The 21811-nt window shown below is 61.7% G+C and carries 23 protein-coding genes; 14 read left to right on the forward strand and 9 right to left on the reverse strand.

Annotated features, from left to right (window positions below; all coding sequences use genetic code 11):
* The first annotated feature begins 77 nt into the window (after positions 1-77).
* Positions 78-1691, forward strand: a complete 1614-nt coding sequence (locus ABIE49_RS29535; protein ID WP_192740617.1) for a GMC family oxidoreductase — start codon at positions 78-80, stop codon at positions 1689-1691.
* 391 nt (positions 1692-2082) lie between these two features.
* On the opposite strand, the gene ABIE49_RS29540 is transcribed toward ABIE49_RS29535, so the two are convergent.
* The 4 genes from ABIE49_RS29540 to ABIE49_RS29555 form a co-directional block, all read right to left on the reverse strand.
* Entirely contained in the window at positions 2083-3123 is a 1041-nt protein-coding gene (locus tag ABIE49_RS29540; RefSeq protein WP_192740894.1) for an IS110 family RNA-guided transposase, read from the reverse strand.
* 176 nt (positions 3124-3299) lie between these two features.
* Complete coding sequence (gene hemE, locus ABIE49_RS29545) at positions 3300-4346, reverse strand: uroporphyrinogen decarboxylase (protein ID WP_192738388.1); 1047 nt, start codon at positions 4344-4346, stop codon at positions 3300-3302.
* A 149-nt stretch (positions 4347-4495) separates the two neighbouring features.
* Complete coding sequence (locus ABIE49_RS29550) at positions 4496-6178, reverse strand: pilus assembly protein TadG-related protein (RefSeq protein WP_192738598.1); 1683 nt, start codon at positions 6176-6178, stop codon at positions 4496-4498.
* Positions 6165-6578, reverse strand: a complete 414-nt coding sequence (locus ABIE49_RS29555) for a TadE/TadG family type IV pilus assembly protein (RefSeq protein ID WP_192738597.1) — start codon at positions 6576-6578, stop codon at positions 6165-6167. The genes ABIE49_RS29550 and ABIE49_RS29555 overlap by 14 nt, the downstream gene beginning before the upstream one ends.
* A gap of 332 nt (positions 6579-6910) precedes the next feature.
* On the opposite strand from ABIE49_RS29555, the gene ABIE49_RS29560 reads away from it, so the two are divergent.
* From ABIE49_RS29560 to ABIE49_RS29575, 4 genes are all read left to right on the forward strand, one after another.
* A complete protein-coding gene (locus tag ABIE49_RS29560; RefSeq protein WP_354067056.1) occupies positions 6911-7771 on the forward strand; it encodes a LysR family transcriptional regulator in 861 nt (286 codons plus the stop codon).
* A gap of 299 nt (positions 7772-8070) precedes the next feature.
* On the forward strand, positions 8071-8292 hold the full coding sequence (locus ABIE49_RS29565; RefSeq protein WP_192738390.1) for a hypothetical protein: 222 nt from the start codon (positions 8071-8073) through the stop codon (positions 8290-8292).
* Positions 8293-8313: 21 nt separating this feature from the next.
* A complete protein-coding gene (locus ABIE49_RS29570; RefSeq protein WP_354067057.1) occupies positions 8314-8448 on the forward strand; it encodes a hypothetical protein in 135 nt (44 codons plus the stop codon).
* Positions 8449-8544: 96 nt separating this feature from the next.
* Positions 8545-8811: a hypothetical protein gene (locus ABIE49_RS29575; protein ID WP_192738391.1), complete on the forward strand. Its 267-nt coding sequence runs from the start codon at positions 8545-8547 to the stop codon at positions 8809-8811.
* Positions 8812-8867: 56 nt separating this feature from the next.
* Here ABIE49_RS29575 and ABIE49_RS29580 read toward each other — a convergent pair whose 3' ends face one another.
* Both ABIE49_RS29580 and trhO read right to left on the reverse strand, forming a co-directional pair.
* Positions 8868-9083, reverse strand: coding sequence for a SlyX family protein (locus ABIE49_RS29580; protein WP_192738392.1), 216 nt, complete (start codon positions 9081-9083; stop codon positions 8868-8870).
* A complete protein-coding gene (gene trhO, locus ABIE49_RS29585) occupies positions 9076-9828 on the reverse strand; it encodes an oxygen-dependent tRNA uridine(34) hydroxylase TrhO (protein WP_192738393.1) in 753 nt (250 codons plus the stop codon). The genes ABIE49_RS29580 and trhO overlap by 8 nt, the downstream gene beginning before the upstream one ends.
* A 198-nt stretch (positions 9829-10026) precedes the next feature.
* On the opposite strand from trhO, the gene ggt reads away from it, so the two are divergent.
* From ggt to ABIE49_RS29615, 6 genes are all read left to right on the forward strand, one after another.
* On the forward strand, positions 10027-11613 hold the full coding sequence (gene ggt, locus ABIE49_RS29590) for a gamma-glutamyltransferase (RefSeq protein WP_192738394.1): 1587 nt from the start codon (positions 10027-10029) through the stop codon (positions 11611-11613).
* A 92-nt stretch (positions 11614-11705) separates the two neighbouring features.
* The gene (locus ABIE49_RS29595; RefSeq protein WP_354067058.1) at positions 11706-12992 is read left to right on the forward strand and encodes an NAD(P)/FAD-dependent oxidoreductase; all 1287 of its coding nucleotides are present in this window, start codon (positions 11706-11708) and stop codon (positions 12990-12992) included.
* Positions 12993-13229: 237 nt separating this feature from the next.
* Positions 13230-13502 carry a SemiSWEET family sugar transporter gene (locus ABIE49_RS29600; protein WP_192738396.1) on the forward strand — a complete coding sequence of 91 codons (273 nt, stop codon included), beginning with the start codon at positions 13230-13232 and terminating at the stop codon, positions 13500-13502.
* 172 nt (positions 13503-13674) lie between these two features.
* Positions 13675-15810: a catalase gene (gene katE, locus ABIE49_RS29605; RefSeq protein ID WP_192738397.1), complete on the forward strand. Its 2136-nt coding sequence runs from the start codon at positions 13675-13677 to the stop codon at positions 15808-15810.
* Between the two features lie 8 nt (positions 15811-15818).
* The gene (locus ABIE49_RS29610; RefSeq protein ID WP_192738398.1) at positions 15819-16154 is read left to right on the forward strand and encodes a low affinity iron permease family protein; all 336 of its coding nucleotides are present in this window, start codon (positions 15819-15821) and stop codon (positions 16152-16154) included.
* A 108-nt stretch (positions 16155-16262) separates the two neighbouring features.
* On the forward strand, positions 16263-16724 hold the full coding sequence (locus tag ABIE49_RS29615) for an FKBP-type peptidyl-prolyl cis-trans isomerase (RefSeq protein ID WP_192738399.1): 462 nt from the start codon (positions 16263-16265) through the stop codon (positions 16722-16724).
* A gap of 91 nt (positions 16725-16815) precedes the next feature.
* Here ABIE49_RS29615 and ABIE49_RS29620 read toward each other — a convergent pair whose 3' ends face one another.
* Positions 16816-17031, reverse strand: a complete 216-nt coding sequence (locus ABIE49_RS29620; RefSeq protein ID WP_192738400.1) for a CsbD family protein — start codon at positions 17029-17031, stop codon at positions 16816-16818.
* Positions 17032-17163: 132 nt separating this feature from the next.
* On the opposite strand from ABIE49_RS29620, the gene ABIE49_RS29625 reads away from it, so the two are divergent.
* Entirely contained in the window at positions 17164-17709 is a 546-nt protein-coding gene (locus ABIE49_RS29625) for a cupin domain-containing protein (RefSeq protein ID WP_192738401.1), read from the forward strand.
* A 191-nt stretch (positions 17710-17900) separates the two neighbouring features.
* Positions 17901-18332, forward strand: a complete 432-nt coding sequence (locus tag ABIE49_RS29630) for a VOC family protein (protein ID WP_192738402.1) — start codon at positions 17901-17903, stop codon at positions 18330-18332.
* Between the two features lie 113 nt (positions 18333-18445).
* On the opposite strand, the gene ABIE49_RS29635 is transcribed toward ABIE49_RS29630, so the two are convergent.
* Entirely contained in the window at positions 18446-19561 is a 1116-nt protein-coding gene (locus ABIE49_RS29635; RefSeq protein ID WP_192738403.1) for a hypothetical protein, read from the reverse strand.
* 2 nt (positions 19562-19563) lie between these two features.
* Positions 19564-20274 (reverse strand): FecR family protein, encoded by a 711-nt coding sequence (locus tag ABIE49_RS29640; RefSeq protein ID WP_192738404.1) that lies wholly within the window; start codon positions 20272-20274, stop codon positions 19564-19566.
* A gap of 194 nt (positions 20275-20468) precedes the next feature.
* Between ABIE49_RS29640 and ABIE49_RS29645 the strand changes: the two genes are divergently transcribed.
* A complete protein-coding gene (locus ABIE49_RS29645) occupies positions 20469-21767 on the forward strand; it encodes a phospholipid carrier-dependent glycosyltransferase (RefSeq protein ID WP_502915934.1) in 1299 nt (432 codons plus the stop codon).
* Positions 21768-21811: the final 44 nt, after the last annotated feature.

Here is a 21811-nt window from a genome sequence, read left to right on the forward strand (position 1 = left end):
ACCCGAATGGTGCATCGCCCATGATCCCCACATCGTCGCATAGGGAGGAGGGCGCCGGATAATGCGCGGGGAAAGCAATGAACAATAATAACGACGCTTCCGAATTCGATTACGTCATCGTCGGTGCCGGCTCGGCCGGCTGCGTGCTCGCCAACCGGCTGAGCGCGAACGGCAAGCATTCGGTGTTGCTGCTGGAGGCCGGACCGAAGGACAGCAATCTCTGGATCCACGTGCCGCTCGGCTACGGCAAGCTGTTCAAGGAAAAATCCGTCAACTGGATGTACCAGACCGAGCCCGAACCGGGCTTGAACGGCCGGCAGGTGTTTCAGCCGCGTGGCAAGGTGCTGGGCGGCTCGAGTTCGATCAACGGCCTGCTCTATGTGCGCGGCCAGCACGAGGATTATGATCGCTGGCGCCAGCGCGGCAATGCCGGCTGGGGTTATGACGACGTGCTGCCCTATTTCAAGAAGGCCGAGAACCAGCAGCGCGGCGGCGACAAGTATCACGGCGCCGGGGGCCCGCTGCCGGTATCGGATTGGCGGCATCACGATCCGCTGTCGGAAGCGTTTGTCGTTGCGGCCGCCGAAGTCGGCATTCCCACCAATCCTGATTTTAACGGCGCTACGCAAGAGGGCGCCGGGTTTTTCCAGACCACGACGCAGCGCGGCCGCCGCGCCAGTTCGGCGTTCTCCTATCTGCGTCCCGCGAAGAACCGCAGCAATCTGCACATCGAAACCTCGGCGCTGGCGCAGCGCATTCTGTTCGAAGGCCGCCGCGCCAAAGCGGTCGAGTACAAGCAGGAAGGCCGCGTGCGCGTTGCGCGGGCGCGCAAGGAAATCCTGGTGTCCAGCGGCGCATACAATTCCCCGCAATTGCTGCAGCTCTCCGGCGTCGGCCCTGCCGACCTTCTGAAGAGCCACGGCATCGAGGTGGTGCTCGACGCGCAAGGCGTCGGCAACGACCTGCAGGATCATTTGCAGGTCCGGCTGGTGACGCGTTGCGCCCAGGCCATCACGCTGAACGACATCGTCAACAATCCGGTTCGGCGGGTGATGGCCGGTCTGCAATATGCGGCGTTCCGCAAGGGCGCGCTGACGATCGCGGCCGGCACCTCGGGCGCGTTCTTCAAGACCAGTCCCCGTTTGGCCTCACCCGACATCCAGATTCACTTCCTGCCGTTCTCGACCGACAAGATGGGCGAGAAGCTGCATGCGCAATCGGGCTTCACGGCCTCGGTCTGTCAGTTGCGCCCGGAAAGCCGCGGCTCGCTGCGCATCAAGAGCGCGGACCCCAGCGTGGCGCCGGAAATCCGTATCAATTATCTCGCGACCGAAACCGACCGCCGCGCCTTCATCGACGGCATCAGGATATTGCGCAAGATTCTCGCGGCGCCCGCGCTAAAGCCGTTTGCGGTCGGCGAGGTCGATCCCGGCCCGAAGGTCGCGAGCGACGACGAGTTGCTGGATTTCTGCCGCCGCACCGGCAGCACGGTCTATCATCCGACCTCGACCTGCCGGATGGGCAACGATCCGCTGGCCGTGGTCGATCAACGCTTGCGCGTGCGCGGCATCGAGGGCCTGCGCGTGGTCGATGCCTCGATCATGCCGGACCTGATGTCCGGCAATACCAACGCGCCCACCATCATGATCGCCGAAAAGGCCTCCGACATGATTTTGGAGGATGCGCGGTAACGGTTGAGCGTAGCCCGGATGGAGCCAACGGGTCGTGCGGATGCGCGCTCGATGACAGGCTCCGCGCAATCCGGGATTCTCTTGCCAGTGAAGCAACCGTCCCCGGATTGCGCTGCGCTTCATCCGGGCTTCTGTAACGGGCCTCGATTAGTCAATCCCTTTTGCGTCATCCGCTCGCCGGGAACTTGCTTCTGTACGGGATCGGCGCAAGGGCCGTCGCCTGATGGGGTTCGTAAGAGGATAGGTCGGCCAATCTACGGAAGCGTGATCACATCGTTCGATGTGTCGACATCCCGGATGTCGGCCTGACCTGATCCATCGTCCCGGCGAAGGGACTTCGCTTCGGGAAGGCTGGTGTCGTGACCCGCCCGAAAACCTGTCGTTTTTGCTCCTAAGCCGTTGCAGCGTTAGCCTTGGTGGCCGGATTGAAGGGCGCACCGTCCTTGAGTATGCGATGCATGATCACGGCGAGCTTGCGGGCCAGCGCGACCTTAGCCTTGTTCATGCCGGCCCGTTTGGCGATCCGCATCGCCCAGCTCTTGAGCTGCGAACATCCCTTGATCGGCTTCGTCAGCATGATGTGAGCGGCCTGGTAGAGCGCCTCGCGCACGGAAGCGTCGCCGATCTTGCTGATCCGGCCCGATCGGTCGGTCTCGCCGGACTGGTGCTTCTTCGGCGTCAACCCAAAATGCGACCCGGCTTGCTTGGAGGATGTGAACCGCGCGGGATCATCGATCGCTGCGGCATAGGTCAGTGAGATGATTGGCCCCACCGCAGGCGTCGACATCAACAACCTGGCCTTGGCATTCATCAGCGACATCCTGCCTGCCCGCTTCTCGAAGGCCTTGAACTCGCTCAGCAGGACGGTCCGCACCTTGAGCAGCGCTTCTGCGATCACTTCCAGGTTGGGATGCCCCTTCACCAACTCGTTGATCCGTCCAGCAAAATCTGTTCCCGTCGTTTTGCCGACCTTCAGCCCAAAGCCGCGCAAGATCCCGCGCAGGCTGTTCTCGACGTCCAGAAGCTTGCTCTGAACCAGCTTGCGCGCCGTCAGCAAGGCTCTCACTTCCTGCGCCGCCACCGACTTGCAGTGAACCGGCCGGAACCAGCCCAGCCGCATCAGTTGCGCGATCCCCCGTGCGTCATTGCGGTCCGACTTCACTGGCATCGCCTTGAACGCGTCGTGCACGTGCCGCGTCTCCAACAGCTCAACTGCGAGCCCAGCCTGCTTCATCACCGCGTACAGCCATTGCGACAGCGGCCCAGCTTCCAGCCCGATCCGGCCCAGCCCGATCCCGAGCGAGGTGAACCAACCGATCAGCGCCGCCGGCTCGCTTGCCACCTTGCTCTCGCGGAAAATCTTGCCGTTCCCATCAACAACGCACACGCTTGAGCATTCCAATGACACGTCGATTCCTGCATAATACTCCATGGTCGTCTCTCCTTGATGCTTGGAGCGAGGTCCATCCTCGACTCCGTAAACACCATCCATGTGAGGGACGACCGCCCGCCTTCCAAGCAAGCCGCGCGAAGCGCGCACCCAACAGCGCCGTAGCAAGCGCGGCTTGCTTGGAAGGCAGACCGGGGCCCGTTACCCCATCTACGAAGCTACCCCTTATAGGCCCGCACCCGCCTGATCATCTGCTCGACATGCGCGATCGGGGTTTCCGGCTGGATGCCGTGGCCGAGATTGAAGATCAGCCGGCCGCTGGCGTAATTCGCCAGCACGTCGTCGACCGCGCGATCGAGCGCCGCGCCGCCGGCGATCAGCGCCAGCGGATCGAGATTGCCCTGCACGGCGACGCGGTTCTGCACGCGCTCGCGGATCAATGACGGCTCGGCCGCCCAGTCGATGCTGACGGCATCGACGGCGGTCGCTTCGACGTAAGCAGGCAGCAGCGCGCCGGCGCCGCGCGGAAAGCCGATGATCTTGGCATCGGGCGCTTGCGCGCGGACGCCCGCGACGATGCGTTTGGCCGGCTCGATCGACCAGCGCTGGAATTCGCGCGGCGGCAGCACGCCGGCCCAGGTGTCGAAAATCTGCAGCACGTCGGCGCCGGCCTTGAGCTGGCCGAGCAGATACTGGATCGAATTCTCGACCAGCACGTCGATGATTGTCGAGAACGCCTCGGGATGGCGATAGGCCATCATCCGGGCCGGCGCCTGGTCCGGCGTGCCCTGGCCTGCGACCATGTAGGTCGCCACCGTCCACGGCGCGCCGCAGAAGCCGATCAGCGCGATGTTGGAATCGAGTTCGCGGCGAACGCGGCGCAGCGCCTCATACACCGGTTCGAGTTTGCTGAAGTCGGCCTGCGTGGCCAGGCCCGTCACCTGCTCCGGCCTATCCAGCGGATCGAGCCGCGGACCTTCGCCGGCCTCGAAGCGCACGGAACGGCCGAGCGCGTAGGGGATGACGAGAATGTCGGAAAAGATGATCGCGGCATCGAAGTTGAAACGGCGGATCGGCTGCAGCGTCACTTCGGCGGCGTATTCCGGCGTGAAGCACAGATCGAGAAAGCCGCCGGCCTTGGCGCGCAGTTCGCGATACTCGGGCAGATAACGCCCTGCCTGCCGCATCATCCAGACCGGGGGCACCGGCTGACGGTGGCCGGCTAATACGTCGAGAAACGGCTTGATTGCAGGAGAGGAGGTCAAACTCTGGTTCCAGCCATGTATCAGAAAGGAGACTTTGCCGTTCCTGATACACGCCGGTTGAGGCTTGGCCAAGCGTTTGATGGCTATCGCTATTCAATCGATGGTAGGCGCCGGATTCCCCAATCCGGTTCAACCCTCAGAGAGGATTGCTAGTTTACCAGCACCGCTCCGTCGCAGCGGATTCCAAGCACCCAGACGTCGGCCTGTCCGATTCCGACACCGAGCGTCGCAAGCACCGAGGCCAGCAATTGATCGATCGAACCGGTCGCACCGCCAAGGATGCCGCTGACTGTCGAACCCAGCCCGGGAACGGGAAGTCCCAGCGGGCCCACATTCACGGACAGCGACAGATCCCCAAGCAGGCTCGACGTGAGGGACGAAGTGAAGTTAGTGGTCGTCACCGTCCGTTTGACCTGCGATTGGATGTCCGCGTAGCTGAAGTCGACGTTCTTGGCGGTCGTGTTGCCCATCCCGGCGTGGGCGCGACCGGTGACTGTCACTGCACCCAGATTGACCAGCGTGGCCGCGGGCGGGTTCGGCTTGCTTGTGAAGTTCTTCAGCTCGGCTGTCGTCACGTTGCCGATCCATGCATCGACGATTCCGGGCGTTACGCCGAGCGTGACGGTCGATGTGTTGATATTCGGGCGCCCGCAGTTCAGGGCGTTGAGCGTGGCCGTGCCGGACGCTATTTCGACGTACAGCGGCAGATTGACCACGGGAACAGCGCCGCTACCGACCAATTGTACCGTCAGCAGAATGCGGGTCTGCGCGGTGTGCACGCTGGCGCCTTTGGTGCCGAGCGTAATCCATCCGGAGCCGACCGGCCGCTCACCGATGGTCGCGGTGAGGGAGGCGCCGGCGATGCCCGGCAAGCCGAGATTGACGGAAGTGGCGATCTGGTTTGTGCCATTGGCGACCTGGCCCGTGGCGGACACCAGATCAAGCGCCGACACGCCGACGCCAACCTTGGCTTTCTGTCCCGTAGGGAGATTGGCATACGGACCGGCGTCGACCAGTGATCCTGGTTTGATTTTCGTCGTGCTGTTTGAGACGGCTTGCGAGATCGTCGATAACGCAGCCGTCGCAGCGTTCGCTCCATTGGCAGCCTGATGGGTCGTCAATGCCGCCGCGATGATGTCGGAGATTGTGACGTTGCTGGTGAGCACGCTGTCATAGGTGGCGCCGGTCAGGTTGATACGTGTCGCCAACGCGGTGAGGAAATCCAGCGCGTCGATGCGAGCGCTGACGAGGGCTTCATAGTCCATCACCGACAGCGACAGATTGGTTCCGAGGGTCGCGCCGAGCATGGCATTGATCAATCCGTTATTCACCGATAGGAGTCTCGAGCCGATGGCAAACGACGCGGTGGCGGTCGACGACGCGGTGGCTGACGTCTTTATCGTGAACTGATTGGTGCCAGTGAAGACGCGTGCAAAATACAGCGGCGTCTGGGTGTTCAAGGTTACGCGTGCTGCATTCGCGGTGCCGGTCCCCGGTGTCGCGAAGCGGGTCTGCGGCGAAACGGCGCTGTTGGCAGTGTATGTTCCGAGTTCGAGCTTTACCATTGAGCTTGCGGGATAGTTATTTTTTACGACCGTCGCCGTCGCAGCGTTCACCGCGTTGGAAAGATTGCTGGCAGCAACCATCGCAGCGAGGTCAGCGGTGCTCTGGGTCCTGCGCCGGTCAGCGAAGATCGTTCCAAGATCAACCGCAAGCGCGGTGCATCCGATCACCAGGACCATCAGGCCTGCGCCCATGATGGCTATGTTGCCCCGTTCGTCGGCGCGAAACCGCCGGAACATCGGTTTCGTTATCAAGTCAGAACCCTCCATTTGGGATCGCCGCGGAGCGGACGATCGTGGATGGCGGGGCAGGAACGAACGGCAATTGATAGATGAAGCTCCGCGACGCGTCATAGTTTACCGTGACGACGTATACGTTGGCGTCGCCGGCCGATGCACCGGCATTGACGGAGAGCGCATTCGCCGTAAGCAGTGGATAGGTCGATACATTGGCGGTGACGTAACTCGTGGCGAGACTCCTTCGCTCGCTATCATTCATCCCCGCAATGGACGAGCGGGCGGCTTCGGCGGCCAGCTGCTGCACGCCGTGGACCATGGCCAGATAGGCGCCAAAGACAACGATTCCGAATACCAGCAACAGAAACACCGGTGCCAGTATCGCAAACTCGATCGCAGATACTCCACGGCAGCAACGAGCCAGTTTACGCATCACCTGTACCTCACGACGCTGATTTTCGTTCAGCATCTCAGGGACGGGTGAACACGCGCTATAATACTTCTTCTGAGAATTGGAACGGTTGATCCATTGCTGTGGGACCTCAGCTTTTTATGGGTTCATCAATGCGCGCAATCGAAAGGACGCGCCCGGGCAAATACGGGATATGCACCCTAGCGGTCACATGGAATGTGTTTTCCTGTTGGAGTGTGACCTTATTGGCGTACAACCGCCTGCAATACCAATATTGATTCTTGTTGATCCCGGGGGCGGGGGCATTAGTGCGGTTGTGGAGGAGCGTTTTGACGCACCGACAAAATTTTCACATGCATATTCCAATCGAGGTTATTCGTACCGTAGTCGCCATATCAGAGACCGGAAGCCTGTCCAAAGCAGGTGAGCGGCTGGGATTAAGCCAGCCGGCGATAAGTTCGCAGGTGAAACGCCTGCAAAGCATGATCGGCGGCTCGTTGTTTGTGAAGACGGCCAATGGGACGACGACCACCGAGCTTGGCAAGCTTGCTTTGCACCATGCGCGGCGAATTCTCGAAGCGAACGACCAGATGTTGCGGCTCGGTGGTAACACTCTCGGCCCGAAACCACTGCGGCTCGGACTAAGTACTCTGTTTGTCCCGGAGTTCGTCAAGCATCAAACGCAGCAATCACTGGCAAACGTCTTGATCCACACGGATCATTCGACGGCGATCGGGAAGGGATTGACCGACGGCTATATCGACATGGCCTGCATCTACGAAAACGAGACGATCAAGGCCGAGGTCGAAGAGCTGGTCATCAATGAATTCGAAGAGCCGATGCTTTGGGTACGGTCGAAAGACTTTGTGCTTAGTCCCGGTGCTCCGATCCCGCTTCTGACATGGCCCGGCGACGATTGGATGATAAGGACGATGGTGAAGCAGGGGCTTTCCTACAGGATCGTTTTCAGTAGCCCCGATTTTCATGCGAAGCTGGCCGCGCTAAGGGGCGGGCATCGGGATTACCGCCATCCCCAGACGCATGATTCCGCCGGACCTGGTTTACGCAAAGGAATATTATTTGCCTCCGCTGCCTCCCATCAAAGGGTTGCTTTGCGCGAAGTTGGAGCTGGACAACGATCATGCTCGGGTCGTCATGAAGCAGCTATCCGCGCTGTTCTTCGGTGGCGTCGCAGGAAGCGGCGACCAGGCTGAAGGCTAGTGATTGTCTGAAACGGGTTCTTTGTGGCCGCAGCGCAGACACTCCAACATTCGTGGAGTCTGCCGGGTGGAACCCGGTATCATTCTCATCTTGCATTTGGGACAAAGGGGGCGGGGAGTCGGCTCTTCAGGGGTGGACATCAGTGAAGTTTCTCGGAGTTTCCCTGTCTCGCAATCGCTGCGCCAGCATACCGTGGAAACCGGCGTAAGTTCCGCTTGTTTCAAATATTTTTGGGAGTGAACGGGTGGAACTGCGGTCAATTGGCATGGTTGTCTTCCCATGGAGGAACCACATGGCTGAGAAATTCAATCCGGCGGCGCATGACAAGCACGCCGATGACCCCCGTGACGCGCTGTTGGCCGATCGGGAAATGCACGAGAAGCTCGATGCCGGGCTGGAAGGCAGTTTTCCCGCGTCCGATCCCGCCAGCGCCGCGCAACCGGCGCCGTCGAAACATGACGGTGATCGCGCCAACGAAACGCTTTGGGACAAGGTGCTCGCGGTTTTCCGCTAGCACTTACTGGCGGGTGACGTGATGAAGACTGAATTCAACCATGCCGCCAACAACTCGCCGCGCAGCGGCAGTTCGAAGAAAGTCACGCCAGTGGTCGGGGCCGCGATCGTGGCTGCCATGATCGCGCTCGCGATCTGGTTTGGCATGCACGCGTAGTGCAATTGCCGCGCGCGTGATCGCGCAGGAACAATTCATATCACCGCGAATTGCTCCCAGATAACTCAGAAGTAAATTCATAGAGAGGAACATGCGATGATCAAGCATCTTGTCATGGCTGCCGTCGCGGTAGCCGGAATTTCCTTCGTTCAGCCGGTGAGTGCGCAGGATGTGGGCGTCGGCGTCGGCGTTGGACCGGGAGGCGCTGGCGTCACCGTCGGCCGCGTCGACCGTGACCGCTATCGCGACCGTGAGGTGATCCGCGAGCGTGAGTACCGTGATCGCGACGAGACCGTGGTGATCAAGCGCAAGCGCGATTACGATCCTGACCGCAAGGTCATCATCGAGCGCGAACGTTATTAACCAGCGTTGAGCTTGTCGAAGCGGCCTCCTGGTGGAGGCCGCTTCTGTTTGTGCGCTTAGTAGTGCGGCGGCCGTTCGTTGACCGGACCGGTGATGTTGCTTTCGGCATCTTGTAGCCGATCCTTCAGCTCCGCGAGCTGGCGCGTCAGGGCGTCGATCTGCTTCCACTGCTCGGTGATGGTCTGGTTCAGCGTCTCGATGGTTACGTCTTGAAACGTCAGCCGCATCTCCAGCGCGTCGATGCGCTCGCTGAGTGCGTTGGCATCACTCATGAGAGCCCTCGCTGATCTGCCGTTCCTGCAAGCCATGCCCCAGCGCTACGCGCTCGTCGAACACGAAGCATTCGCCGCGCCAGCGGCTTTGTTCCTTCGGCACGCCTTCCAGATAACGCAGGATGCCGCCTTTGAGGTGATAGACTTCGTTAAATCCATGCGCCAGCAAATAGGCGCTGGCTTTTTCGCAGCGAATCCCGCCGGTGCAGAACATCGCGATCTTGCGGTGCTTGGCCGGATCAAGCTGCCGCGCGGCAAAATCCTTGAACTGCCCAAAACTCCTGATGCCGGGATCGAGCGCGCCTTCGAACGTCCCCATCGCGACCTCGAAGGCGTTGCGGGTGTCGATCACGAGGGTATCGGGCGCTGATATCAGCGCGTTCCAGTCGGCCGGCTCCACATAGGTGCCGACCTGCCGCGTCGGATCGGCAATCGCGTCGCCCAGTGTGACGATTTCCTTCTTGAGCCGGATCTTCAGCCGCGCAAACGGCATCGCGGCGGCCTGCGAGAATTTGAGTTCGAGGTTGTCGAGCCGGCCGCCGAACAGGGCGCCGGTCTGCAACTCCTCGGCCAGGGCGTCGATCGCTATGGCCTCTCCGGCCAAGGTACCGTTGATGCCCTCATGCGCCAGCAGCACGCTGCCTTTCAGCCCGAGCCCCGCGCAGATCGCGCGCAGGGGCTCGCGCAGCTCCCGGAAATCCGGCAGCGCGGCGAATTGGTAGAAGGCGGCGACCTTGAGGGGCATGGCGACCGTTTATCAGGCGGGCAGGGAGGGGGAAACCCTGCAAAATCAGCCGCCAGCCTTTGCCGGCCTGCCCTCGGGGCCAAATCTCTGGCATACCAGCCATTGCCCTGCCCGGGATGAATATGCCAAGAACCCACGGTTAGCCCGCGCCTGACCCCGGCGTGGCCAAAGAAAACGCTGAAAAAGAAAGCTTTCCTGATGAGGAATTTCCATTTCGCCGGCCGCTCGACGGTCCATGCCCAGAACGCGATGGTGGCGACCTCGCATCCCGCCGCGGCGCTGGTGGCGGTCGACGTGATGCGCGCCGGCGGCACCGCCGCGGATGCCGCGGTCGCGGCCTGCGCGCTGCTCGGCGTCATCGAGCCGCAATCGACCGGCATCGGCGGCGATTGTTTCGCGCTGATCCAGCCCAAGGGCGAAGGCAAGATAACAGCCTATAACGGCTCCGGCCGCGCGCCGATGGCGGCAAACGCCGAATGGTATCTGGAGCGCAAGATCAACTCGGTGCCGCTGACCTCGGCGCACGCCGTCAGCATTCCAGGCAGCATCGACGCCTGGGATACGATCCTGCGCGATCACGGCAAGATGGGCCTCGATACCCTGCTGCAGCCGGCGATCAAGGCCGCCGAAGAAGGCTACATCGTCGCCCCGCGCATCGCCTTCGACTGGAAGAACGGTTTCGAGAAACTCAAGAACGGCACCAACACCGAGCGCTATTTGCTGCCGCACGGCAAGCCGGCCTCCGCCGGCGATGTGATCCACCAGCCTGAGTTGGGCAAGACGCTGCGCGCGATCGCCAAGAATGGCCGCGACGCGTTCTATACCGGCGAGATCGCCGCGGACATGGTCGATACCCTGCGCGGTATCGGCGGTCTGCACACGCTGGAGGATTTCGCAGCCCACTCTACCGAGACAACCTCGCCGATCGGCACCATCTATAAGGGCCACGACGTCTGGCAGTGTCCGCCGAACGGCCCGGGCATCACCATGCTGGTCATGCTCAACATCCTCTCGCGCTTCGACCTGACGAAATATCCCGCGCTGAGCGTCGAACGTTTTCATCTCGAGGCCGAGGCCGCGCGCATCGCCTACATGATGCGGGAGCAATATATCGGTGATCCCGCCCAGGTTCATGTCGATGTCGCCGGCATCCTCGCCAAGGAGTTCGCCGAAGAGCACATCAGCAAGATCCGGATGGACGGACTGCTCGACCTGCCCAACGTCGCGCCGCCGATGAATCCGTCCACCGTCTACATCACCGTGGTCGACAAGGACCGCAACGTCTGCTCGTTCATCAACTCGATCGCGCACTCGTTCGGCTCGGCGATCGTTTCCAACAACACCGGCGTGCTGCTGCAGAACCGCGCCGGCGGTTTCCGTATCCAGCCCGGCCATCCCAATTGCATCGCGCCGGGCAAGCGGCCGCTGCATACGATCATCCCGAGCCTCGTGACGAAGAATGGCCGTGCGCTGATGCCGTTCGGCGTGATGGGCGGGCAGTATCAGCCGGTGGGCCAGAGCCATGTGCTGACCAACATGCTCGACTATGGCTGCGACGTGCAGGAAGCGATCGATATGCCGCGCGGCCTGCATTACGAGGGCGTCTACCAGCTCGAGGACAGCGTGCCGGCTGACATCGTCGAAGGCCTGAAGAAGATCGGGCACAAGACCACCAGTGTGGTCGGCCCGCTCGGCGGCGGCCAGGCGATCTGGATCGACTGGGACAAGGGCACGCTGGTCGGCGGTTCCGATCCCCGCAAGGATGGCTGCGCGCTGGGATACTAAAGCGATCGGGCAGGTTTGCTGTCCGCCGCTGTCTCTACCTCACTGACATCGGAACCAGTTCCCATCGCTTTCGTTAAGCGATGGGCGCGGACGTGCGCCGGTTTGTCTCCTGCGTCAGCCCCCTGAGGTCTGCCATCAGCGTTCTCGATACCGACGACAGCGAGCAGGCCGATCTGCACGGCGGCCAATCGCCGTGGTTTGCTGCGGCCGGACATCCGGCGCGCCGTGAGGTCACCGAGAGTCTCAAATGCGATGCGCTGATCGTCGGCGCGGGGATCACGGGATCGCTGGTCGCCGAGCGCCTGACGCGCCAGGGCCTAGACGTCGTGATCGTCGATCGCGAATTGCCGGGTCACGGCAGCACCGCGGCCAGTACCTCGATGCTGCTGTGGGAAATCGACCGCTCGCTGACGGAGCTGACGGAGGCTTATGGTTTCGAGCGCGCCTCGCGTGCCTATCGCGCCAGCCTTAGTGCGGTCACTGGCCTGAAATTGCTGGTAGCGCAGCTCGGCATCGCCTGCGACATGCATGACAGGGATTCGCTTTATTTGGCGGCGGGTGACACCGGAGGTGAATTGATCGAGGAGCATCGCCTGCGCCAACGCGCCGGTCTGCCCGGCGATTATCTCGACCATGCCAGATTGCTGGAAATTTATGGCATTGCGCGGGCCGGTGCGATCGTATCGAAGGGCGCCGCCGATTCCGATCCGATGCAACTGGCGCGCGGGCTTCTCAACGCGAGCGTCGCGCGTGGCGCGCGTTTGTTCGACGGCGAGGCCGTGGCGTTCGATGCCGCCGGCCGCTCAGTTGGCGTCGCCATGGCCAATGGCCGCGAGATCGAGGCGCGTTCGGTAATACTCGCGACCGGTTATACGATGCCCGACATCGTGCATTCGACGGTGCATGCGGTGTCATCGAGCTGGGCGATTGCGACCACGCCGCAGCCGCAGAACATCTGGAAAGATGCCGTGCTGATCTGGGAGAACAGCAAGGATTATCATTATGCGCGCACGACGCGGGCAGGGCGGATCATCATCGGCGGCGAGGATAGTGAAGACATTATCGAACCGGAGGCGCGCGACCGCCTGATCCCCGAGAAGTCGAGGATTCTCGCACAAAAGCTTGCGGCGCTATGGCCGGTCGCAAACACCGAAATCGAATTCCGCTGGTCCGGCACGTTCGACACCACGCGCGACGGCCTGCCGCTGATCGGCCCGGTGCCGGGACACAAGGGCGTCTTTGCGGCGTACGGCTATGGCGGCAACGGGATCACGTTCAGCTATCTCGCCGCGCAGCTGATCGGCGACCTGATCGCGGGCGCGACCTCGCCCTTGCTGCGCGATTTCGCGCTGGACCGGGATGGCGGATCGATCGGCTGAAGGATTGCATCATCGGAACCCCGCTCTTCGACACGCGTTGTCCATGCAGTCATCAAACGTGGAGGCTGACATGGGTTTCGGTAAAGGCGCACTTCTCTGGTTAATCGGAATTCCGCTTCCGATCATTCTACTCCTTGCACTTTTCTTGAATCGCTAGGCACTGAGCGTCCGGAGCCCTCGACGGACAACTCCCGTGAGGCTCCGGATGCACCTTATTCACCTTATGGCGCCGTCGAAATGATCCAGGACTTCGCTCCGTGGATCGGAGCCTGCGCCGCCGCTCTTACTTCCCTGTCTTATATTCCGCAGGTACGGAAGGCGTGGCCGCGCGGATCGACCGACGATCTGTCGCTGACCATGCTGGTCGTTCTGACGACAGGTCTCGTGTGCTGGATCGCTTATGGATTGTTGAAAGGCGACTGGGTCATCATCGCTGCTAACAGCGTCGGGGCCGGCCTTTCGGCAAGCGTGCTTGCCTTCAAGCTCCGCGATCTGAAGTCGGAAACCTAGTCCGGCGGCTCTTCCATTTGCGGAATCGCCGACAGGAACATTGATCATCCTGATCTGTTTAACGGGCGATCTGTTGCTGCACGGCTTGCAGTCGCGCTCCGCAAGGGCGTCAACGCGCAAAGCGGCGAGCTGAATTCAAAACCTGGTGCCGTTGTCTTAACAAGGAAAATTCATGGCCAAATCTTCCAAGCCCGCCGTCAAGGGCAAAGCGATATCCGCCCGATCGGTAACGATTCACGATCAGAAACCCAGTCGTGGCGACGGCGGCGAACTGCATCAGGTTGCGACAGCTGATGTTCCGGTGCTGACCACCGCCCAGGGCGGCCCGGTGTCGGACGATCAGAACTCGCTCAAGATCGGCCCCCGCGGACCAACCCTGCTCGAAGATTTCCATTTTCGCGAGAAGATCTTCCACTTCGACCACGAGCGCATTCCGGAGCGGGTGGTTCATGCCCGCGGCTACGGCGCACACGGCTTCTTCGAGAACTACAAGCCACTTTCGAAGTACACCCGTGCCGGCCTGTTTCAGCGCGCCGGCGAGCGAACGCCGGCCTTCGTACGGTTTTCGACAGTAGCAGGCGCAAAGGGCTCGTTCGATCTGGCGCGCGATGTACGCGGGTTTGCCGTCAAGCTTTATACCCAGGAAGGCAACTGGGACATCGTCGGCAACAACATTCCGGTGTTCTTCATCCAGGACGCGATCAAGTTTCCGGACCTCGTTCATGCGGTGAAGGAAGAGCCGGACTGCGCCTTTCCCCAGGCCCAATCCGCCCACGACAATTTCTGGGATTTCATCAGCCTGACCCCCGAAAGCATGCATATGATCATGTGGGTGATGTCGGACCGCGCCATCCCGCGCTCGTTCCGATTCATGGAAGGGTTCGGCGTCCACACGTTCCGTCTCGTCAATGCGAAGAACGAGTCGACGTTCGTCAAGTTTCACTGGAAGCCGAAGCTCGGGTTGCAGTCGGTGTTGTGGAACGAGGCCGTGAAGATCAACGGCGCCGATCCGGATTTCCATCGCCGCGACCTTTGGACCGCCATACAGACCGGAAATTTCCCCGAATGGGAGCTGCAGTTTCAGCTGTTCGATCAGGCCTTCGCAGACCGTTTCGAGTTCGATGTGCTGGACCCCACAAAAATCATTCCGGAAGAAATGCTGCCGCCGATCCCGGTCGGCCGTCTGGTGCTGGACCGGATGCCGGATAATTTCTTCGCCGAAACCGAGCAGGTCGCGTTCATGACCCAGAACGTGCCGCCCGGCATCGACTTCTCCAACGATCCGCTGTTGCAGGGACGCAATTTTTCCTATCTGGACACCCAGTTGAAGCGGCTGGGCGGCCCGAACTTTACCCATATCCCGATCAACGCGCCGAAATGTCCGTTCGCTCATTTCCAGCAGGATGGTCATATGGCGATGCGCAACCCCGTCGGGCGCGTCAACTATCAGCCGAACTCGTTCGGCGAAGGACCGCGCCAGTCCCCGCAGCGCGGCTTCGTGCCATTTGCGGACGTGGAGCAGGGCGCCAAACGCCGCCTGCGCGCGGAGAGCTTCGCCGATCACTACAGCCAGGCGCGGCAGTTCCTGATCAGCCAAACCCGCGGCGAGCAGCATCATATCGCGGCGGCGCTGACCTTCGAACTCAGCAAGGTGAAAACCCCTGTCATTCGCGAGCGGATGGTGTCGCATTTGCTCAACATCGACGAGACGCTGGCCGGCAGGGTCGGTACAGGGCTCGGGCTGAAAGCGATGCCCAAGCCGGCCGCTGCGGCAATGCCGACGCGGCAGGACCTCGATCCATCGCCGAAGCTCAGCATCGTCGAGAACGGGCCGCAACGGTTCGAAGGCCGCAAGCTCGGTATTCTCGTGACCGACGGTACCGATGCGGCACTGCTGAAAGCGTTGCAGAAGGCGCTCACCAAGGAAGGCGCCACTTTCGAAATCATCGCCCCGAAAGTTGGAGGAGCCAAGGCCGGCGACGGCAGCTGGATCGAGGCCGATCAGATGATCGATGGTGGTCCCTCTGTATTGTACGACGCGGTTGCGCTGCTGCCGGCGGCTGCGGCAATGGACGATCTGCTGCAGGAATCCACCGCACGGGATTTCGTCGCCGATGCGTTCGCCCATTGCAAGTTCATCGGTCACGTGGAAGCAGTAACGCCGCTGTTTGCGAAAGCCGGGATCGCCGAGGCCGATATCGACGAAGGCTTCATTTCGCTGGCTTCGCCAAAGGACGCGGCAGGCTTTGTCGGCAAGCTGGGTCAATTGCGGGTTTGGGGCCGGGAGCCCAGCGTCAAGATGAAATAGCAGGAGCGATGGCGAAGGTACCCGAGCAGCACTGGACAACCCACATCGGGCAAGCGGCGGGACACCCCGCCGCCTTCCTCGGGGTCGTCACCTACGGTGCGCTGTGGTTCGCCTTTGCCAGGGAAACCTTCGGTTGGGAGGCCGTCGGCACCCTGGCGGTTTTCATGATGACGCTGTTCATCCAGCGCACCAACCGGCGCGATAATCTGGCACTTCATGCCAAGCTGGATGAGCTTTTGCGCGTGGATTGCGATGCAAGGTCGGAGCTTACTCACCTCGACGAGCAGGAGCCTGAAGAGATTGAGCGGCATCGGGATAAAGAAGTGAACAAGGATGCCGATTGACCACGCCGGATGCGCGCCGATTTCATGCGTATTTGCCTGCGCCGACGGGGTGACAACGCCAGCTCCGTTGCGCTAGACACGCTCCGACTTATCGAGAAAGGCAACGAGATGCGATCTTCCAGACGCACGATCATTCAGAACGCGTTTGCCGCCGTGGCGGCGGCTGCTACTTCAACCCTTATTCCGGCCCCGGCATCGGCCCAGACCGCAGGAAAACAACCCATGACCACAGCTTCAGGTTTGCAGATCATCGACAGCACGGTCGGCACCGGCGCTTCGCCGAAACCCGGCCAGACCTGCGTCATGCACTACACCGGCTGGCTTTATGAAAATGGCCAGAAGGGCAAGAAGTTCGACTCTTCGGTCGACCGCAACGAGCCGTTCGATTTTCCGATCGGCCAGGGCCGCGTCATCAAGGGCTGGGACGAGGGCGTCGCCTCGATGAAGGTCGGCGGCAAGCGCACGCTGATCATTCCGCCCGCGCTGGGCTATGGCGCGCGCGGCGCCGGCGGCGTCATTCCGCCCAACGCCACGCTGATGTTCGATGTCGAACTGCTGGCGGTGAAGTAATCGCGGCTTCTCGCTTGCTGCGCCCCTATGGTGCAAACAAAAAAGACCGGCCCCAAAGGGCCGGTCTTTGAGTTTCACGCAATCGGCGCGATCAGAGGTTCTTGTTTGCCGCGTTGGCAGCCTTGTCGAGGGCCTCCTTGGTAGCTTCCTTGGCGTCGCCCATCGCCTTCTGGCCCTTGCCTTTGACTTCCTGGATCACGCCTTCGCCCTGCAGTTGCTCAGAACCGGTGGCTTCGCCGATGCCCTGCTTGGCCTTGCCGATCGCTTCGTTGGTGGCGCCTTTGATCTTGTCTGCCGTGCTTCCCATGGAACATTCCTTTTGATGTCTGTACTTCGATAAGGCAACGCACCAATGCGCCGGCGGTTCCTCTAAACGCTGGTTTCTGTTCACGTTTTTATGTACGCTTGGCCACCGAACGATTTTACGGAAAGCAGCGCGATGTCAGGCTCTCACGACCACACACACGATCACTCGCACGATCATTCTCATGGCGATCACTCGCACAGCCACGACGCCGATCGCTGGAAGCATGATGGCGTCCGCGTCATTCCCGGCAATCAGCTCGATCCCAACGTGCCGTCGACCGCGGGCATGGACCGCAAGGCCGCAATCAATTTCGCCCGCGTCGGCGCGCAGAAATTATGGGCGGGCACCGTGACGATCCGCCCCGACGCCAAGACCGGCGCGCATCATCACGGCCATCTCGAAAGCATCATCTATGTCGTGAAGGGCAAGGCGCGGATGCGCTGGGGTGAGCAGCTGCAGTTCACCGCCGAAGCCGGTCCCGGCGATTTCATCTTTGTGCCGCCCTATGTGCCGCACCAGGAGATCAACGCCAGCCGCGACGAGGTGCTGGAATGCGTGCTGGTGCGCAGCGACGGCGAAGCTGTCGCGATCAACCTCGACATCGAGCCGATCGAAAAGCCGGAGACCGTGCTGTGGGTCGATCCGGTGCACCGGGATCCCGCGGAGAAGAAAGCGTAACTTCCCGTCGCCCATCGCGATGACGGTTAAATGCTCGGCCTCGTGCCGGGCATTTGCGTATTGGGTTGCCGAAGTCTTGCCAAAGCCCCTTCACGGCACGGAAAATCAGCCCGAAAAAATCTCCAAAACCGATGTCGGATCGGTCCCGGCTGGTTCGTCCTCTATCCGAACCCCTCGAAAGGAGCCCATTCATGGCCAAAATGATCTTCGTCAACCTGCCGGTCAGCGACCTTGCCCGCGCCACCGCGTTCTACCAGGCGATCGGCGCCGTGAAGAACGATCAGTTCTGCGACGACACCGCGTCCTGCATGGTGTTTTCCGAGACCATTTACGCGATGCTGCTGACTCACGAGAAGTTCATGCAGTTCTCGCCGAAGAAGATCGCGGACACGAAAACCTCTTGCGAAGTCCTGATCTGCGTCTCGGCCGACAGCCGGGCGGAAGTCGACGATCTCGTCGGCAGGGCGCAGAGGGCGGGCGGCGGCGTCGATCCCTGTCCGAAGCAGGATTACGGCTTCATGTACGGCCGCAGCTTCGAGGATCCCGACGGCCATATCTGGGAAGTGATGTGGATGGACGTCGCGGCCGCGAATGCGGCGCAACCGGCAGCCGCCAACGCCTGATCTCGCCTCGAATACGTAGGGTGGGCAAAGGCGCGAAAGCGCCGTGCCCACCATCTACATTTCTCGCGCTGAATGGTGGGCACGCTTGCGCTTTGCCCACCCTACATTCTCAGCTAATACGTGATCCGCAAGCCGACGCCGCCATGCAGGGTGTTGCCGACCGGCTGCGGGCCGGCGGTGCCGTTGACGAAGAGGTCGGCGACCCAGCCCTTGCTGATCCGGAAGCCGAGGCGGCCGCCATATTCGAACCAGCCCTGGTTGCCGATCGTCGGCACCACGGTGCCGTTGCCGGTCACGGTGGCGACGATGCCGGATTGCGTGCCGAACGATTGCACGAAGCCGCCATTGATGTTGGCCTCGACATTGTTGCCGAACAGATGCGTCCACTGTCCGCCGATCTTGACCAGATTGGTCTTGTCGGTGCCGCCTGATATCGAGGCGTCGAACGGATTGAACGCGGCGGCGGGATCGGTATAGCCCTTCACGCGCTGCCATAATTGCCAGACCTCGACGGAGGCGGCGACCTCGTCGCGCGGTGACAGCCGGCTGATCCAGCCCGCACGGCCATAGACGCCGTAATTGTCGCCGGTGGTGTGGCTGTCCAGCGAAACCGCCCCCAAGCTCGTCGCATAGGTGCGGCGATAGCGTATCTTCTCATAGGGCGTCAGGATGGCGCCGATGTCGAAGAACGGCCGTGACGATCCCCAGTCGGCGAAATCGTAGCGCAGCGCGAACGCGCCGATCGGGGCCGCCGTGACGCTGTAGCCGCCTTCGCTGTAATGGGTGTAGGCGATGCCGGCCAGCAGCGACAGATTGGCGGTCAGGTTCTTGCGGCCGTGAATGCCGGCCGAGAACGACCCCGCCGAACCGAACGCGCTGACGCAATCGCCGCAATTGACCTGCTCGTTGATGCCCAAAAGCACCGTGCCGAGCACACGGTTGGTGATCATCTGGTTGAAGCGCTGCTTGGCCAGATCGTTGATCGATCCCGCGCTGGAATCCGCGCCGGTTGGGCCTGGACTCGGCGTTGGCGTCGGCGTTGGCGCCGCAATGGGAGTCGGCGACGGCGAGGGCGTTGGTGTGGGTGAATATGTGGGGGTTGGTGTTGGTGACGGCGAATACGTTGGTGACGGCGACTGCGCCGACGCGGGCCCGATCAGCATCGGCGTCAGCAAAACCCCGGCGGTCAGCGCGGCCGACACAATGACGCCCTTGATGCGGTTTGCCATCATCAGCGCCCGCACAGCATGCCGCCGTCATCGACCGGCGGCGTCACCGTCGGCGAGGCGTTGGCATATTGCGTCGCGCTGCACAGCCCCGCCGCGGCGCTGCAGGTCTTGGCGAAGGTCCATGGCGGGTTGTTGGTCTTCTTGATGGATGTCTTGCCGCCGCTCAGGGTGATGACGGCGGTATCGCCGGGATTGGTGAGCTGGACGCATTCGAAGCTGACGGTGCAGACCGAGGCCTGGCCTTCCCGCAAGTTGACGACGGTCTGGCCGCGCTGCGACAGGATGTCGAGCGTGGTGCCGCGGACGCCGATGGTCGCAAGTGGCGTCGTGATCTTGTAGGCGGCTTTTTCCGAATTGCCGGTGACGAAGCGGAACGCGCCGGAGGTCAGGCGGATCGCGACGTCGCGGTAATGGGTCTCGTCGTCGAACACGGTGCGGTCGAGCTTGAGCGACGCGCTCGGCCCGAGCGAAAGGTTGGTGCTGTCGGACATCACCAGCCGCGCGGCGCTGTCGAGGCCGGTGCGCACGATTTCGTCGCGCAGCAATCCATCGCCGACATTGAGCTGGCTGGTTGCCGATCCGGCAACACGGAGAACCTGATTCTTGACGACGGCGGCTTCACCGACGCGCGTTTGTGCTGAAAGCGGACTTGCCGCCAGCACCGCGATTGCGCCAAGCACAAAAAGAAAAAAAGAGAAGTTACGCGATTTCATTTCAAAGCCGATCGATTATCCCGACATCGTACCGGATCACGCGCGCAAGCGATGTGGCAGAATTATCACAAGCGGCGCCTTACTAGCCCGTCGGTTAGTGCTGCCGGATTCCAATCGCGTTCAATGCGATGGACATAAAAATCTGTACCGCCCACACTGAATTTTGCCGCAATTTCATTTGGTTTCTGAAGACAGTGCAAGAATCACCAGCTTCCATTCCCAGTCAGGCGATTGCGCGCACCGCTATCATCGCGGGTACCCTGTTTTTCTTCGCGCATTTCGCGATGCTGATCGGCATCACCACGCCCGAAAAATTCTACTTCGACGAGGTGCATTACGTGCCGGCGGCGCGGCAGATGCTTCTGCCCGTGATGCCGCAGCCGATGCTCAACCCGATGCACCCGCCGCTGGCCAAGCAATTCATCGCGCTGTCGATCCACACCTTCGGCGACGTGCCGCTGGGCTGGCGTTATCCGGCGGTGCTGGCAGGCGCGCTCGCCATTGTCGCGGTGTATCTGTGCGGCCTCGCATTGTTCGCGGCGCAGGGGCCGGCCATCGCCGCGAGCCTGCTCGCCTTTTTCAATCAGATGCTGTTCGTGCAATCGCGGATCGCGATGCTGGATATTTTCGCGCTGACCTTCAGCCTGTTCGCCATCGCCGCGTTCATGCACGGCTTCCGGCAGCAGCGGCCGCATCTGTGGTTCGCGCTGACCGGGCTGTGTTGCGGGTTTGCGATCGGCTGCAAATGGAGCGGGCTGTTCGTGCTGGCGGTCTGCGTCGTCATCGTGGCGGTGATCCGCCTCCTGCAAAGCTGGCGTACGCAATTTGTCGACGGCAATGCCGATGACTGGTACCGGCCCGACCTGTGGCCCGGTTTCAAGGCCTGGCATTTCGCGGCCTGCTTCCTGCTGATCCCGGCGCTGGCCTATCTCTCGACCTTCGTCCCGCTCTACGGCCTGTCGGTCCCCGATATCATCGAGGCGCAACGGCGGATCTTCAGCGACAACACCACGACCGCGATCGCGGGCCACACCTATATGAGTTCGTGGCCGTCCTGGCCGTTCCTGGTGCGGCCGGTCTGGTATCTGTTCGACAAGGTCGGCGACGACAGGATCTCGGCCGTGGTCTTTCTCGGCAATCCCCTGATCCTGTGGCCGGCGCTGATCGCGCTGTTGGTCTGCCTGCGCGACTGGATCGTGACGCGGCGGGCGGATGCGTTTCTGGTGCTGGCGTTCTATGTCGGCCCGTATCTCGCCTGGGCGCTGCTGCCGCGAACGCTCGGCTTCATCTATTATTATCTGCCGGCCGCGACCACCGCGAGTTTCGTGCTGGTCTACGCGCTCCGCCGCGGCAACGCGCCAGGCTGGCTGCTATGGGCCTTTGTCGCTGTCGGAGCGGCGGGCTTCGCCGTGATGCTGCCGATCTCGGCCGCGTTCGTGGAAACATCGATGGCGACGTTCAACCGCCTGATGATTTTCCAGAACTGGATCTAAACGCGAAAATCCGCCTGCCGTTTCCGCCAGGCGGATCGAAGCGC

This window comes from Bradyrhizobium sp. OAE829, from assembly GCF_040546575.1.
Lineage (GTDB): Bacteria > Pseudomonadota > Alphaproteobacteria > Rhizobiales > Xanthobacteraceae > Bradyrhizobium.